The sequence below is a fragment of the Thauera phenylacetica B4P genome (assembly GCF_000310225.1).
Classification (GTDB): Bacteria; Pseudomonadota; Gammaproteobacteria; order Burkholderiales; family Rhodocyclaceae; genus Thauera; species Thauera phenylacetica.
This window is the reverse complement of sequence record NZ_AMXF01000022.1, coordinates 1-14,840: the sequence shown is the minus strand read 5'-3', so window position 1 is coordinate 14,840 and position 14,840 is coordinate 1. Positions and strand designations below refer to the sequence as shown.

Here is a 14,840-nt window from a genome sequence, read left to right as displayed (position 1 = left end):
ATTCAACGGGGGGTGATCAGCGGAGCGGTGTCGTTGGCGTGCTTCTTGGCCTGCTTGGCGGCTTTCTTTTCCTTCGGGTCGAGTGCCGGCTGTTTCTTGGTTTCCTTGTTGCTCTTTCGGATCTTGTTCATGGTCGTGCTCCTGACGCGGACCGGCGAATGTCGGCCCCTCCCCACTATAGGCCTATGGGGGGCAGAAAACCGGCGCCGGCAAAAGATACCTTCACTCGCGCGACGCGTTGCGGCGTGCGGTCAAGCCACGCTGCAACGCCCGGCTCCCTGAGCCCGTTCAGCTTGTCAGTTCAGATTGCCGACGCCTCACCCTCGAGCTTTGCCACGTCCTCGGCCAACGCCAGCGCGTGACGGGCTCGCTCCAGCGCAAGCCTGGATTGATGGCGTGCCGCATCACGAAACTCGGGATGCTCGAACGCGGACAGGGCGCGCAGGGTCTTCTGCAGCCGCACGCCGACCGCGAGGATGCCGGCGCCGGATTCGGAGATCGGCGAGAAGGCATCGTCGAACAGGTCGTCGACCGCCAGCGCCGGAACGAAGACGTGGGGGTAGAAAATCTCGCTTTCCCCTTCGCGGCGCTCGGCCAGGATGGCGAGCACGCGCACCAGCGCGGCCATCGTGGCGATCGCCGTGCCGGGGTCGTTGACCGCGGGGGAGAGCGCCTTCGACGCGATCTCCGACAGCACGATGAGACCGAAGCGCGGGTCCTGGTCGAACGAACGTCGGGCGCCGACATTGAAGGCGGCGCGCACTGCCTCGATGGCGGCTTCGTCGGGGGTGAAGTCGAGCCAGGCGATCGGCCTCGCGGTATCGACGAACGCGCCCGGCAGGGCGTCGACGTGGATCTCGCCGCCGGCCGTCGCCGCCACACGCTCCAGCGCCTCGACGTCGATGTGCTGCACGTAGCCGATCTTCGCGCTGGTCACCGCCGTGACCGTCGGCGCCGGACCGGCCCGCATGCGCGCGCCGATGCAGGGGTGCTTCCAGCGCGCGCGCATGGCATGGACCGCGGCGGCCTCGACGCGGTCGATGGCATCGCCAACCCGCCCGAAGCGTGCGAGCAGGTCGATCCAGCGCAGCAGGGTGATGACGATGACGGCGATGACACCGATCGTGCCGACGAACAGCACCACGCGTCCGCTGTCGCCATACACGCCGGCGTTGAGCGCGATGATGCCGACCAGGCTGAACAGAAAGCTGCCGACGAAGGTAGCGAGCGCGTTCTGCGCGCTGCTGTCCTGGATCAGCAGTTCGGCGACCCGCGGCGTGGTGGCGCTCGACGCGGTGGCGTAGGCCGACACCATGGTCGCCAGCGAGAACGTGGTCACCGCCAGCATGCTCGAGGCCAGGATCTGCAGCACGTTGCCGACCGAGTCGGCGCCGATCTTGCCTGACCAGTCGGCGGGAATCAGGGGTGCAAGGGCAATGCCGATGATGGCGGTGAAGATGCCGGCCACGGCAAAGATGCTCGCCCGCACCCAGAGGCGGCGGGCGAGTTCGGTGATCAACCAGCGCAGATTTGGCACGCTCGACGCCTCCGGTGCAGTTCAGGTCTCGCCTGAAATGCCGCGATTATGGCGCCTGGCGCGTGGCTTCCGCTGCTTTGGGTTGCCCCTTGCCGGTCAGAGGCGACGTCCGTTGATGACCTGAAGCAGGACGACGATGATCGCGATAACCAGCAGGACGTGGATGAAGCCGCCTATGGTGGTCGAGGTGACCAGTCCGAGCAGCCACAGGACGAGCAGTATGACGGCGATGGTGTAGAGCATGGAATCCTCCGTTCTCATGTGTGCAGGCTTCACTATCGGCGCTGTTGCGGAGGGCGTCGGTATGCTGGCGCACATAAGCGGTGAAGGGGCTTCAGGCGCTCTCGTGCATGCCGAATAACCGATAGCGGTTGCGGCCGGCCTGTTTGGCCTGGTACATCGCCTGGTCGGCATGACGCAGCAGGTGGTCGGCATTCGAGGGGTCCTCCGGGTAGAGCGTCACGCCGATGCTGGCGGAGACCTGCAGTGTCACGCCGCTCAGGGACACCGGTGCCGAAGCGGACTGCAGCAGGCGGACGAGCATCGGCGTGGAGTCCTGCAAGTGCTCCAGGTCGACCAGCACGGCGACGAACTCGTCGCCACCGATGCGTGCCAGGGTGTCTCCCTCGCGCAGGGCGGCCTTCATGCGCTGTGCAAGGATGACCAGCAGGTCGTCCCCGATCTTGTGCCCGTATTGGTCATTGACTTCCTTGAAACCGTCGAGGTCGAGGTAGGCCACGGCGAGCGAGCGTCCGCGGCGCTGACACTGGGCCATGGCGTGCTGCAGGCGGTCGGCCAGCACAATGCGGTTGGGCAGGTTGGTGAGCAGGTCGTAATGCGCGATGCGTTCGAGCTGCTGCTGCTGCGCCTTGAGCGTGGTGATGTCGGTCACGACCGTGTTGCAACTGAGTCTGTCCGGGGCCAGTGTGGCCTCGATGCTCACGATCCGCGGGGGTGCATGATCGCCGGCGAGGTGCAACTCACGGGCGGGCACGGGCTGGGCGTCGAACACCTGGCCCAGGAAAGCATTCAGCCCGGGCAGCTCGTGGGTGGCGATGAAGGCCCCCAGTCGCGTGTGGCCGAGATGGCTGCGCTCAAGGCCGAGCAGTCTTGCGCCGGCAACATTGGTCTGCAGGATCGTGCCGATGCGATCGAGGGTGAAGTAGGCCAGCGGAGAAAAATCATAGAGGTCGGTGTAGCGCTTGAGCGCGGCCTCGAGCTGCGCGCGTGCGCTGCGCAAGTCCTCGTTCTGCATCTCGAGCTCGATCTGATGTACCTGCAACTCATGCAGCAGGCGCTCGTTGTCGTGAGCGGTCTGGTTCGCGGCGGCCTTGCCGATACGTCCCAGGCGTTGCAGCCGCCGCTCTGCGCGCAGCCGCAGACGCACCCCGGGGTCGCTATTTCGTGCTTCTGGCAAGTCGCAGCTCCAGAATGTCCTGCGCCTTCGTCAGCACGGCCTCGAGGGTCCTGGAACGATCCAGCTCTTCGCTCTGCTCGGCAAAACGGCCCTGCAGCGCCGCAAGTGCCTCGCGCAGCGTGTCCTCCTGGGTCTTGGCCACGGTGATGTCCACGAAGGTGATCACCACGCCGTCGATACGGTTGTCCTGGGTGCGGTAGGGCATGATGCGCACCACGAACCAGCGCCCGTCCCGCGCCGGCACGCGGCATTCGTGAAAGATCAGCGAGCGCAGCACCTCGCGCACGTCATCGGCCAGTTGAGGGTAGTCCAGCTCGGTGACGAGGTCGGTGACCGGGCGGCCGGCGTCGCCCGGGATCAGCTTGATGATGGTCGTGGTCTGGTTGGTGAAGCGGCGCACCCTGAGGTCGTCGTCGAGGAACAGGGTGGCGATGTCAGTGCTGTTGAGCAGGTTCTTCATGTCGTCGCTGGCCTGCGACAGTTCGTCCACCTTGGCCTGCAGTTCGTGGTTGACCGTTTGCAGTTCCTCGTTCATCGACTGCATTTCCTCCTTGGAGGTGGTCAGTTCCTCGTTCGTGCTCTGCAGTTCCTCGTTGGTGGACTGCAGCTCCTCGTTTGCGGCCTTGAGCTCCTCCTGCGAGCTTTGCATCTCCTCGCGGGTGATGTGCAGCTCGTCGCGGCACTGCTTGAGTGCCTCTTCTGCTGCGCTCAGCCTGGCGCGATGCGCGCCGAGATGATCGGTCACGGCGGCGACCGGCGTCATGTCGGGCGGGATGACGTCGCTGAACACGACCAGCACCATGTCGCGCGCGGTACCCGGGGTGATCATCGGCTGCAGCGTGACGTCAACGTACTGCGTGCCGCCATTGGTCCCGACGCGCAGGGACTTGAGGCACACGGTCGCCTTCTGGCGCAGCGCCTTGCCGAAGGCGGCATGCACCGCGCCGCTCAGGCCCTCGCGCAACATGGCGAAGATGTTCAGGTTGGCCTGGCCGGCGGCCGGCTCAAGGTACTTTCCGGTTTTGCCACTGATGTAGGCGATGTCCCCCTTGTCGTTGGTCAGCACCGCGGGCGGGCAGTGGTGCAGCAGGAGCTGGGCCTCGGTGAGTGCCTGCAGGTTGGGGGCCGACAGCGACGAAGGCTCGGCGGCCGTGCTTGCACCGGTCGCCACCGCGGTCGATCCGCGCGTCTGGCCAAACGCCGATGGAAAGCCCGCGAGTTCGGTGCGCGCATCGTGGTCTTGCCGCCGGTAGAGGCGGGTTCGCCCGGGCAGGGGGGCGAACAGATCGGTCGCGTCGCCGATCGTTTCCGCGCTGCCCAGCATCAGCACGCCGCCGGGCTTGAGGCTGTAGTGGAACAGCGGCAGCAGCTTCTTCTGCAGCTCGGCTTCGAGATAGATCAGCAGGTTGCGGCAGCTCAGCAGGTCGAGCCGGGTGAAGGGGGGATCCATCACCAGGTTCTGCGGCGCGAAGATGACCATCTCGCGGATCTCGTTGCTTACCCGATAGCCGTGCTCGTCCTGCACGAAATAGCGCTTCAGGCGTTCCTCGCCGACGTCGGCGGCGATGTTGGCGGGGTAGTTCCCGGTACGCGCCTTGTCGATGGCGTCATGGTCGAGGTCGGTGGCGAAGATCTGCAGGCCATGGCGTGCGGCGGGCGTCAGGTCCCGCAGCACCTCGCGGAAGACGATGGCGAGCGAGTAGGCCTCCTCGCCGGTCGAGCAGCCGGCCGTCCACGCCCGCAGCACGCTGCCCTCGGGGTGAGTGGCCAGCAGCGCCGGCAGGACTTCGGTGCGCAACTGCTTCCAGACCTCGGGGTCGCGAAAGAAGCGGGTGACGCCGATGAGCAATTCCTTGAACAGGAGCTCGGCTTCCTGCGGGTTCTCGCGCAGGTAACGCACATAGTCGCCGATGTGGGGGATCTGGTGCAGCCCCATGCGGCGCTCGATGCGGCGGTAGAGCGTGCTCTTCTTGTAGAGCGAGAAATCGTGGCCGGTGCGGGCACGCAGCAGCACCAGAACCTTCTCCAGGCCACTCTGGTTGGTGTCTGTCGACTGGCGGGGGAGCAGCTCGGTCAGTGTTGGCAGGTGCTGGAGGTAGCCGATGATGCGGCCCGGCAGCTCTGCTGCGCTTGCGACCACATCTGCCTGGCCGTCATCGACCGCGCTGCGCGGCATGCCGTCGAACTTGGCCGAGGCGGGAGTCTGGACGAACACTGCTCCCGCTTTTTCCTTGATCGCACGCAGGCCCAGCATGCCGTCCGAGCCCATGCCCGACAGGATCACGCCGATGCCGAGTGCCTGCTGGTCGTCGGCGAGCGCGCGGAAGAAGAAGTCGATCGGCAGGCGCAGGCCGCGCGGGGCGGCCGGTTCGAGCAGGTAGAGCACGCCGTGCAGGATCGACAGGTCACGGTTGGGCGGGATCACATACACATGGTCGGGCTCGACCTTCATTCCGTCCTCGGCCTGGGTGACCGGGATGGTGGCGGCGCGCTGCAGCAGTTCCACGATCATGCCCTTGTAGGTCGGATCCAGGTGCTGGACGACCACGAAGGCGAGGCCGGAAGTGGGCGGCACGCTGCCCAGGAACTGCTCCAGGGCCTCGAGCCCGCCCGCCGAGGCGCCGATGCCGACGATCGGGAAGGCCGTTGCGGGCGTGTCGCCGCGTGGCTCGGCGCCGGGCGTGGCGGCTGGCGGGGGCGCTGACTTCGTGCGCGGATTACTGCGCGGACGCCTGGGCTGTGCGGTCATTGACTACCTGATGTTGAGGATCCGTGTGGCGGCGATCATGGTCCGCCGCTTGCCCGCTCGGGAAGATGTCGAGCACCGCCATCTGGATTTCACGACCGCTCTCGTCGGTCACGGCCTGGATACGGACCGGCCGTTCCGGGTGATGGGCGGTGGCGAGCAGCACGAGCTCGCAGCTTCGCCGGCACCTGCCGCGCAGCTTTTCGTCCAGAAAATCATTGAACACGGGCAGGAACTCGGGCTTGACGAACGCGGCGAAGCGGTGAGGCCGCGTATGCGAGCGCTGGATGTCGAGCAGGATCGCCCCGGCCAGGTTGAACTGGACGATCACGCCCGCTTCATCGAGCGTGAAATAGGGAATGGGGGCGAAGTCGTAGATGTCGGCGTATTTGCGGTGCAGCGCATCGGCGTCGTCATAGGCCTGGCGCAGGGCCTCGTTGCTCATCTCGAGCTCGATCTGGTGCACCTCGAGTTCGTGCACGAGCCGTGCCTGCTGCCATGCCGCGTCCGCTTCGGCGTCCGACGCTGCGTTCGATGCTGCGAGCCGGTCGGCCTTTTCTTTCTCCAGTCGCGCTTCGGCCCGCTTGCGCAGGGTGGCCGGATTGGGCCGCGCACGGTCGCTGGGCAGGATTACCTGCGGGAGGTGGAACAGGCGTTCGTACTCCGCGCGGACGACGCTGTAGCACTCGCACGCACGCGCTTCGAGGCCGGGGCGGTCGGTGACCGTGATCTGCCCGCGGCGGTACTGGATGAGGCCGGCGGCCTGCAGCTTGCCCGCCGCCTCGGTGACCGCCTCGCGGCGCACGCCGAGCATGTTGGCGATCAGCTCCTGGGTCATGTTCAACTGATTGTCTGGCAACTGATCCAGGCTCAGCAGCAGCCAGCGGCACAACTGCTGATCCACCGCGTGATGGCGGTTGCACACCACGCTCTGCGCCATCTGCGTCATCAGCGCCTGCGTGTAGGACAGCGCCAGGCGCAGCAGGTGGCCGTGCTGGTTGAGCTCCCAGGTCATCACATCGGCGCGCAGCCGCCACGCCGTGCCTGCGCACTGGACCACCGCCTTGTGGGTGGAGGTTCCGCCACCGAGTACCAGCGGAATGCCGACCAGGCCATCCTTGCCGATCATGGCCAGCTCGGCGGTGGCGCCGTTTTCGGTGGTGAACACCAGCGACACGATGCAGGAGGTCGGGAAGTACACGAAGCCGAGCACGTCTCCCGGTTCGTAGAGCACATGACCGAGCGGCAGGGTGACCTGCTCGAGATCGTCCATCAGTCGTGCACGCTCGTCCGCCGGAAGGGTGGCGAGGATGCGGTTCTCGCCGGCGGGGGGCGGCAGGGGCTCGCTCATCGTGGTCTCCTTTCAGTTGCCGCGCGCTGGTGCGCGCGGGGCGTTGTCAGGGGCCGGGGTACGCTGCCGAACAGATGCATGCAGCCCGAATGCAATGATAGTCCACCAAGAAACGAATGCCGCTTCGGCAGGACGCTCGTGGCGCAGGGAAGGTCGCCGGGGCGTGGCGCGTGAGCTTCTGGGGCGCACTGGCGATGGCGATGACCGCGGGTGTCGGCGCGCTGTTCGGCGCCGTCGTCTGACTCACGCTGGCGATATGGCAGGTCAACACCTCCGCGCTGAATGGACCGGCAGGGAATCCGGCGGGCCTCCGGACGCGCGCTCCTGATGACCTGTTGGCGGGTGCGGCTGCCGTCCTTCAACCCGGCAGTGTGCGCAGCCAGTTGCGCAGGATCTCGGTGACCTGCTCGGGCTGCTCGAGTGGCGAAAGGTGGCCGCAGTTCTCGATGACCTCCAGTTTCGCGCCGGGTATTGCCGCGACCAGTTCTTCGTGCACGGCGGGTGGCGTGATCACGTCCTCGCGGCCGCAGATCACCAGGGTCGGGCACTTGATGCGGGCGAGCCCGGGGCGGCTGTCGATGCGGCCGATGATGGCGCGTTCCTGACGCACGAAGACCTCTTTTCCCAGTCCGTTGGCGGATGACTGGAACATGCCGCCGACCTCGGGCGTGCGTGCATGATCGGGGTGCGCCATGCGCGTCAGCAGGGTTTCGATGACGGTCTGGAACTTCGTTTCGGCGAGCTCGATGAGCTTCTCACGCGCGGCGGTGGCTTCGCGTGTCTCCGGGTGCGCGCTCGTGCTCATTAGCACCAGCGCGCGGACGCGTTCGGGCGCCTGACGCATGATCTCCAGCGCGACGTAGCCGCCCATCGACAGGCCGACGAGCACGAACTGTCCGTCCGGCGCAGCGGCGAGTGTGTCGGCGGCAAGCTGCCTGATCGTGGCAGCGCCGGTGAGGTCTGCGATGGTGATGCCGGCAACGTCGGCCAGCGCTTCGGCTTGTTGCTCGAACAGGCTCGCGTCGTTGAGTAGTCCCGGCAAAAGGACCAGGTTGGGGTTCTTGATGGTGGTTCTCCTCGGGCGGTGAGTGCGAAATGCGAAACGCGAAAGGCGAAATGCACGCGTTGCCGTGCCGGCTAAACGCCCCAGACCACAGGTGCGCGTTCGGCCAGCGCGCGCTCCATGAGCTCGAGCATCGGCACCGCACGCACGCCGAATCCGACGCGCTCATCGTGCTCGTCGTCCCCGCCAGCCACTTCTTTGCCGGCGTTGTCGACCGCCGTGAGCGGCTGCGTCCTGTCGGCCGCAATGGCTGCCCGGACGCTGTCGATGGCGGCCGGAAGCTGGTCCACCGTGATGATCCCGGTGGCCGCATCCGGGGCCTTGCCGATGCAGCGCAGGAAATCCTTCGCGGCAGTGTCGAACATCAGCACATCGTTGCTTGCAGTGGATTTGAAGGTGATCAACATGGCGGGGCGCCTCATGGTGTGGCGACCCCCGCCGGATGTTCAGCATGAGGATCGCATGGAGAACCGATCCGGGTTCGATTCCGCCGGCACGTCTTGTGCCGTGGCGGAGTGTGTTGTCAATCGGTCTTCTTGACCGCGTCCTTGATGTCTTCCTTCAGGTCGCCGTAGTCGGCCTGGACCTCGCCGACTGCCTGGTCGATCTTGCCTTCTGCTTCCAGGCTTTCATTGCCGACCACCTTGCCGGTGATTTCCTTCACCTTGCCGGTCGCTTCCTTCACACGGCCCTTGACTTGATCCTTGTTCATGCTCGTCTCCTTCGCTCTGGGTTGGCCTTTCGGCGCCGCTGCACGGACGGTGGCCGGCAGCGGGTTCATGCAGGGTGGGCGCATCCATCAGGGCGGTCTGTACGTCAGGGCACATAAGCCGCGGTGAAAATTGCCGGGCTTGTCATCAGCGCCTGCGTGCGCCGTCGAACAGATGCGTGCCGACATAAGGAATACAAATTCCACCGGACACACGTCGCGCAGCGGGTCTTTGTCCGCAGCCCAAACCGAATGGCGGTATCAGCAGCAGAGGGGCGGCATGATGGGGCTTCCGATACACGATCCGCGCCAGAACCAGATTCTGGCGGCGCTTCCAGCGCGCGACTATGCGCGGCTGGTGGGGGAGCTCGAGCGTGTCACCCTGGTACCGGGCACGCTTCTCCATGCACCCGGTGCGCCCTTCGAGTTTGCGTACTTTCCCACCACCGCCATCGTGGCGCTGATACTTGCCAACGACAGCGGCGCGTCGGCCGAACTGGCGATGACCGGCAAGGACGGCCTGGTCGGCATTCCGCTCGTGCTCGGGGGCGTGAGCACGCGCTTTGCGATGACGGTGCAGAGCGGTGGCGAGGCGTGGCGCCTGCCTGCCGAGGTGATGTGCCGGGAACGGGACCGCGGCGGAAGTCTGCAGCGCCTGTCGCTGTGCTACGCCGAGGCGCTGATGACGCAGATGGCACACAGCATCGTCTGCAATCGCCACCATCTGGTGGATCGCCAACTGTGCCGCTGGCTGTTGTCGAGTCTCGACCTGTTGCCGGGCAATCAGGTCGATGTCACCCAGGAGGTGATCGCGCACATGCTGGGCGTGCGCCGCGAGGCGGTCACCGAGGCGGCGGGCAAGCTGCAGGCGGAGGGCCTGATCCGTTATCGGCGTGGACACATCACGGTGAATGATCGCGCCGGCCTCGAGGCGCGCGCCTGCGAGTGTTACCGCGCGGTACGGGCGGAGTGCGACCGCCTGTTCGAAGCTCAGGCCGCTTCGAAATGCTCCAGCATCAACTGCACGCTCGACACGCCGCGGAACTCGTTGATGCCCAGGCGGTAGGCCGCGTGGATCTGCTCCGGGGCGCCGCCGGCGTGGTTGAACTGGATGGCCTCGTAGCGCGCGGCGTTGCGGCACAGATCGAGTTTGAGATGCTTGTCCTTCAACAGGCGCTGGCGCTCGACGCGGAACACGTCGTCGAACACCGGCGCCGGAAAGCCCTGGCCCCAGATCTCGTGCTCGAGCAGGCGCACGGCATCGAGCGCGAAGTAGCCGGATTCCAGGCTGCCGTCGGTGTCGATGCGGCGCTCGAGCTGGGCGGGCTCGAGCAGCTCGCCGACCACGTCCTCGAAGGCGGCATCGAAGCGCGCGAGCTCGGACTCGCGGATGGTCAGGCCCGCCGCCATGGCGTGGCCGCCGAAGCGGACGATGAGATCGGGGTGGCGCTTGGTGACGAGATCGAGCGCGTCGCGCAGATGCAGGCCGGGGATCGAACGTCCGGAGCCCTTGAGCTCGCCGTCGTTGGCGCGCGCGAAGGCGATGGTCGGGCGGTGCAGGCGCTCCTTGATGCGCCCGGCGACGATGCCGATCACGCCCTGGTGCCAGTCGGGCTCGAACAGCGCGACGGTCGCGCGGTTGCCGGCGTCGAAGCCTTCCAGTCGGGCCAGCGCCTCCTCCTGCATACCGGCCTCGATGCTGCGGCGCTCGCGGTTGAGCTTGTCGAGCTCCTGGGCGATGTTCATCGCGCGCCCGGGGTCGTCGGTGATCAGGCACTCGATGCCCAGGCTCATGTCCGACAGCCGGCCGGCGGCGTTGAGGCGCGGGCCGATCATGAAGCCGAGGTCCATGGTGCTGGCGCGCGCCGGGTCGCGTCCGGCGAGTCCGAACAGCGCGCGGATGCCGGGCTGCAGGCGGCCGGCGCGCATGCGGGCGAGGCCCTGCGCGACCAGGATGCGGTTGTTGCGGTCGAGCTTGACTACGTCGGCCACGGTGCCGAGCGCGACCAGATCGAGCAGCTCGGCGAGGTTGGGTTCCTTGGCGCCGGAAAAGGCGCCGCGCTCACGCAGCTCGGCGCGCAGCGCGAGCATGGTGTAGAACATCGCGCCCACGCCTGCCAGCGCCTTGCTCGGGAACTCGCAGCCGGGCTGGTTGGGGTTCACGATCACGTCGGCCTCGGGCAGTACGTCGCCCGGCAGGTGGTGGTCGGTGATCACCGTGGCCATGCCGTGGGCGCGCGCCGCGGCGATGCCCTCGACGCTGGCGATGCCGTTGTCGACGGTGATGAGTACGTCGGGCTCCAGGCGCGCCGCGATCTCGACCATCGCCGGGGTGAGGCCGTAGCCCAGGGTCACGCGATCCGGCACCAGGTAATGCACGTCGGCGCCGAAGGCGCGCAGCGCGCGCACGCCCACTGCGCAGGCGGTGGCGCCATCGCAGTCGTAGTCGGCGACGATCACCATGCGCGCGCCGGCCTCGATCGCGTCGGCGAGCAGGATCGCGGCCTCGGTCGTGCCGGTGAGCGCCTCGGGCGGCAGCAGGTTCTTGAGGCTGGTGTCGAGCTCGTCGGCGCGGCGGATGCCGCGCGCGGCGTAGAGGCGGGCGAGCAGGGGATGCAGGCCGGCATCGGCGAGGCGGGCGAAGGCTTGCTGCGGGACGGAGCGAGGCTGGATTCGGGTCATCGGTCGAGGAACTGGGTTGTACGGGCGCCGTTCATGGGGATGCCGCCGTGCTCGCGGCGTGTGCCGCTCCTGCCGGGCATCGGGGCCGCGACGGTTCCTGTAGGAGCGCCGGCAGGCGCGAACCGCGGCGCTCTATGCGCGACGGCGCTCGTCGAGCCGTCGTGTTCGCGGCGGCCGCCGCTCCTACCGGGGGGCATCGGTGGGGCCTGTAGGGTGGGGCATCTGCATCTGCATCTGCATCTGCATCTGCATCTGCATCTGCATCGGCGCGGGGGCGATGGATTTCAGCAGCGCGTCGAAGGCGTAGGGCTTGCGCCAGAACTTCCAGCGCTCGCTGCGGTGCAGTTCCAGCTGCAGGGTGCCGCGATCGCCCGGGGCCGTCAGGCGCACGGTGTCGAGGCGGCCGGCGCGGAAGGCTTCGGCGAGCGGGGCGAACCAGGCGCGCTCCAGCGTCTCCAGCCCCCGGCGCCAGGTGTCGAGGTCGAGCTGCTGGGCGGGTTTGCGCAGCGCATCGAGCACGACCAGCGTGTCCTGCGTCAGTGCCGCACCTGGATCGGGCGCGCCCACCGCCACGCCGGCGGCGCGCGCGAGCCCGATGCTGATCGGGTCGGTGGCCTGGACCCGGCGCGCCGGGGCCTGCGGCGGCGTGTCGAGTGCACCCGCGCCCCACAGCCACACGCTATTGACCGCGCGCCGCCCGACTTCCTCGCGGGCGCGGCTGCGCGCATGGTTGTGCAGCACGATCTGCGCCTCGTTCATGGTGCGCTGCCACAGCCGGGCGTCCTCGCCCTCGGGCAGGAAGTGCTTCACCGGCCGCCCGGTCACGTCGTCGAGCGGGTAGAGGGTGACAGCAGTCGGCCGATGCAGGCGGAGGTACCAGCGCGTGGGCGTGCACGCCTCGAAGCGGCCGAGGTCGGCGAAGATGCCGTTGAGCTCGGCAACCAGCTCGGCGCTCTCGGCAGGGTCCAGCTCCTCATCCGGAAACGCCTGCAGCAGCAGGTGCTCGCGTGCGAACGAGAGGTTGACCGGGTCGGCGCACAGCCAGTGGCTGCCCGGTTCGGGCGCTCGCGCATCGGCTTCGCCGAGGCGGCGCAGCATCGCCAGCGGCAGGGTGTCGCCATGCAGGCCGAAGAGTCGCGCGAGCTGGCGGTCGTAGGGCTCGAAGGCCGTCACCTGCCGCCGCCCGCGGCCGAGCAGGCTCGCCAGCCCGTCGAGCGCGAGCCCGGAGGCCGGGCCGAGCAAGGTTGCGACAGGCCATAGCAGGCCGGGAATCAGGAGCTGTATCTGCATCGGGATCGCTTCGTTGGAAGCGCGCGAGTCTAGCACGCGCGACCGGACCGACCCGCCGTGCGAATTCCCACTGCAGCAGCAACGGTGGCTTGACAGATTGGGGTCGAAGGGATTCAATTGATTCACATTGAGCAATCAGGTGATCAAAATGTCCGCCAGCAAGCCGAGCCCATCCACGCGAGAGCCCGCCGTCCCTTACGCTGCGCGAGGCGCGCTGGGCGGGGCCAGCATCGAGCACTACCTGCACGCTGCGTCGGCGCTCGAGCGCGACCAAATGGTGCGCGAGGGCTTCGAGCCCGGCTCGCTCGATGCCTTCGCGCACCGCTTCGGGCGCAGCGGGCGCAGCCTGGCGCAGCTGCTGGGCATGGCGCCGGCCACCTACGACCGCCGTGTGCGCGAAGGCAAGCCGCTGTCACAGGACGACTCCGACCGCGTCGCCCGCCTCATCGACGTCGAGCGTGCGGCCACGCGGGTGTTCGGGGACGAAGCCGCCGCCCGCGAGTGGCTCGGCGCCCCCATCCCGGTGCTGGGCGGCGCGATCCCCATCGAACTGCTCGTCACCACGCCGGGCCACCAGGCGGTGATGAACGCCTTGCGCCGCATCATGGCCGGCACCGCCGCCTGATGGCCGCACGCACGGCCACGCTGTGGCGGCTGGCGCAGGACTGGGTAGACCTGGAAACCGGCGCGCTGCTGTGCGCCGCCGAGGATTTCGCCTGCGCGGGCAACGGCGCCGCCGCGGTCGGCGGGCGCTGGAACAGCGTCGGCCGACCGGTGATCTACCTCGCCGACAGCCTCGCGCTGGCGCAGCTCGAAAAGCGGGTGCACACCCCGATGCGCCCGCCGCGGGAGATGGTCGCGGTCGAGGCGATCGTGCCCGCCGTAGCCGTGGCTACCGCCGAGGGTGTCGTGCTGCCGGAAGACTGGCATGCGGACAACGTCGACTGGTCAGTGGGCAGCGCTGCTTCGCAGTGCATCGGCGACGACTGGCTGGCGCGCGGCACGTCACTGCTGTTGCGCGTGCCCTCGGTGGTCGTGCCGGTGGGCTGGAATTACCTGCTGAACCCCGCGCACCCGGATGTGCGCCGGGTGAGGACGCGGCGTATCCAATACCGGCCCGATGCGCGGTTGTGGTGAAGGGGGTGCGAGCGGCGGGCGGGGAGTCCAATCGATCGACTCGGATCCGATCCGTTTTCCAGCAGAAATAAATCTTGACGCGCCTTGCCAGCGAGCGCCTGGCCGGCCTCAGCCCGGAAACCACCTGGCTGCGTTCCGGCGCACGCGGGCGCGCGCGTAACGATGCCGCACCCGCCCGCCTCGCCCGATACAATGGCGCCCATCATGCGCTCACATCCTGCCTCCAACGCCATGGTTTCCGTCGGCGAATCAACGGTTTCCAGCATCCTCTCCGGGGCCGCGCGCGGCCGCCGCGCCGCCCCCTTCCTGCCCATGTCGCGCGCCGAGATGGACGCGCTCGGCTGGGACGAGTGCGATGTCATCCTGGTCACCGGCGACGCCTACATCGACCACCCCAGCTTCGGGATGGCCCTCGTCGGACGCTTGCTCGAGGCGCACGGTTTCCGCGTCGGCATCCTCAGCCAGCCCGACTGGCACTCGGCTGGGCCCTTCCGCGCGCTGGGCAGGCCGCGGCTGTACTTCGGCATCACCGCGGGCAACATGGACTCGCTGGTCAATCGCTACACCTCCGACCGCAAGATCCGCTCCGACGATGCCTACACGCCCAATGCCGAGGCCGGCAAGCGCCCCGACCGCGCAGTGACGGTATACGCCCAGCGCGCGCGCGAGGCCTATCCCGGCACGCCGATCGTGATCGGCAGCATCGAGGCCTCGCTGCGCCGCATCGCGCATTACGACTACTGGTCGGACAAGGTGCGGCGCTCGGTGCTGCCCGACTCCAAGGCCGACATCCTGCTCTTCGGCAACGCCGAGCGCGCGCTGGTGGCGTTGACCCATCGGCTCGACGCAGGCGAGCCGGTCGAGTCCATCCGCGACCTGCGCGGCACCGCCTTCATGGTCAAGCCGGG

Annotated in this window: 16 protein-coding genes; 5 read left to right on the top strand and 11 right to left on the bottom strand. The window is 67.8% G+C overall.

Going from position 1 to position 14,840, the window contains the following annotated elements; genetic code table 11:
* Positions 1 to 2: 2 nt before the first annotated feature.
* The 6 genes from C667_RS26635 to C667_RS05365 form a co-directional block, all read right to left on the bottom strand.
* Positions 3 to 131, bottom strand: a complete 129-nt coding sequence (locus tag C667_RS26635) for a hypothetical protein (RefSeq protein WP_281054838.1) — start codon at positions 129 to 131, stop codon at positions 3 to 5.
* Positions 132 to 301: 170 nt separating this feature from the next.
* Complete coding sequence (locus tag C667_RS05380) at positions 302 to 1,537, bottom strand: DUF2254 domain-containing protein (RefSeq protein WP_039920831.1); 1,236 nt, start codon at positions 1,535 to 1,537, stop codon at positions 302 to 304.
* A 96-nt stretch (positions 1,538 to 1,633) separates the two neighbouring features.
* Entirely contained in the window at positions 1,634 to 1,780 is a 147-nt protein-coding gene (locus tag C667_RS25590) for a lmo0937 family membrane protein (protein ID WP_004358202.1), read from the bottom strand.
* A gap of 91 nt (positions 1,781 to 1,871) precedes the next feature.
* On the bottom strand, positions 1,872 to 2,954 hold the full coding sequence (locus C667_RS05375) for a GGDEF domain-containing protein (protein ID WP_245538430.1): 1,083 nt from the start codon (positions 2,952 to 2,954) through the stop codon (positions 1,872 to 1,874).
* Positions 2,935 to 5,703 carry a chemotaxis protein CheB gene (locus tag C667_RS05370; RefSeq protein WP_004358198.1) on the bottom strand — a complete coding sequence of 923 codons (2,769 nt, stop codon included), beginning with the start codon at positions 5,701 to 5,703 and terminating at the stop codon, positions 2,935 to 2,937. Before C667_RS05370 ends, C667_RS05375 begins: the two co-directional genes overlap by 20 nt.
* Positions 5,672 to 7,051, bottom strand: a complete 1,380-nt coding sequence (locus C667_RS05365; RefSeq protein ID WP_004358196.1) for a Crp/Fnr family transcriptional regulator — start codon at positions 7,049 to 7,051, stop codon at positions 5,672 to 5,674. The genes C667_RS05370 and C667_RS05365 overlap by 32 nt, the downstream gene beginning before the upstream one ends.
* A 116-nt stretch (positions 7,052 to 7,167) precedes the next feature.
* Here C667_RS05365 and C667_RS26630 point away from each other — a divergent pair, with 116 nt between their 5' ends.
* A complete protein-coding gene (locus tag C667_RS26630; protein ID WP_004358193.1) occupies positions 7,168 to 7,293 on the top strand; it encodes a hypothetical protein in 126 nt (41 codons plus the stop codon).
* Between the two features lie 116 nt (positions 7,294 to 7,409).
* Here the strand turns inward: C667_RS26630 and C667_RS05360 are convergent, their stop codons facing one another.
* The 3 genes from C667_RS05360 to C667_RS05350 all read right to left on the bottom strand — a co-directional run bounded on the left by C667_RS05360 (position 7,410) and on the right by C667_RS05350 (position 8,826).
* Positions 7,410 to 8,093: an alpha/beta fold hydrolase gene (locus C667_RS05360; protein WP_004358192.1), complete on the bottom strand. Its 684-nt coding sequence runs from the start codon at positions 8,091 to 8,093 to the stop codon at positions 7,410 to 7,412.
* 95 nt (positions 8,094 to 8,188) lie between these two features.
* Entirely contained in the window at positions 8,189 to 8,521 is a 333-nt protein-coding gene (locus C667_RS05355) for a DUF1840 domain-containing protein (RefSeq protein WP_004358190.1), read from the bottom strand.
* A gap of 116 nt (positions 8,522 to 8,637) precedes the next feature.
* On the bottom strand, positions 8,638 to 8,826 hold the full coding sequence (locus tag C667_RS05350; protein ID WP_004358188.1) for a CsbD family protein: 189 nt from the start codon (positions 8,824 to 8,826) through the stop codon (positions 8,638 to 8,640).
* Positions 8,827 to 8,998: 172 nt separating this feature from the next.
* On the opposite strand from C667_RS05350, the gene C667_RS05345 reads away from it, so the two are divergent.
* Positions 8,999 to 9,889 (top strand): Crp/Fnr family transcriptional regulator, encoded by an 891-nt coding sequence (locus C667_RS05345; RefSeq protein ID WP_245538429.1) that lies wholly within the window; start codon positions 8,999 to 9,001, stop codon positions 9,887 to 9,889.
* On the opposite strand, the gene recJ is transcribed toward C667_RS05345, so the two are convergent.
* The gene (gene recJ, locus C667_RS05340) at positions 9,814 to 11,505 is read right to left on the bottom strand and encodes a single-stranded-DNA-specific exonuclease RecJ (protein ID WP_004358184.1); all 1,692 of its coding nucleotides are present in this window, start codon (positions 11,503 to 11,505) and stop codon (positions 9,814 to 9,816) included. The two genes, C667_RS05345 and recJ, sit on opposite strands and share 76 nt — an antisense overlap.
* A 183-nt stretch (positions 11,506 to 11,688) precedes the next feature.
* Positions 11,689 to 12,795 (bottom strand): hypothetical protein, encoded by a 1,107-nt coding sequence (locus tag C667_RS05335; RefSeq protein WP_004358182.1) that lies wholly within the window; start codon positions 12,793 to 12,795, stop codon positions 11,689 to 11,691.
* A gap of 148 nt (positions 12,796 to 12,943) precedes the next feature.
* Between C667_RS05335 and C667_RS05330 the strand changes: the two genes are divergently transcribed.
* The 3 genes from C667_RS05330 to C667_RS05320 form a co-directional block, all read left to right on the top strand.
* Positions 12,944 to 13,420 carry an Xre family toxin-antitoxin system antitoxin gene (locus C667_RS05330; protein WP_004358181.1) on the top strand — a complete coding sequence of 159 codons (477 nt, stop codon included), beginning with the start codon at positions 12,944 to 12,946 and terminating at the stop codon, positions 13,418 to 13,420.
* Positions 13,420 to 13,932, top strand: a complete 513-nt coding sequence (locus tag C667_RS05325; protein WP_004358179.1) for an RES family NAD+ phosphorylase — start codon at positions 13,420 to 13,422, stop codon at positions 13,930 to 13,932. The genes C667_RS05330 and C667_RS05325 overlap by 1 nt, the downstream gene beginning before the upstream one ends.
* A gap of 312 nt (positions 13,933 to 14,244) precedes the next feature.
* Positions 14,245 to 14,840, top strand: a 596-nt coding sequence (locus tag C667_RS05320; RefSeq protein WP_503169809.1) for a YgiQ N-terminal domain-containing protein, incomplete at its 3' end; no start/stop codon positions are given.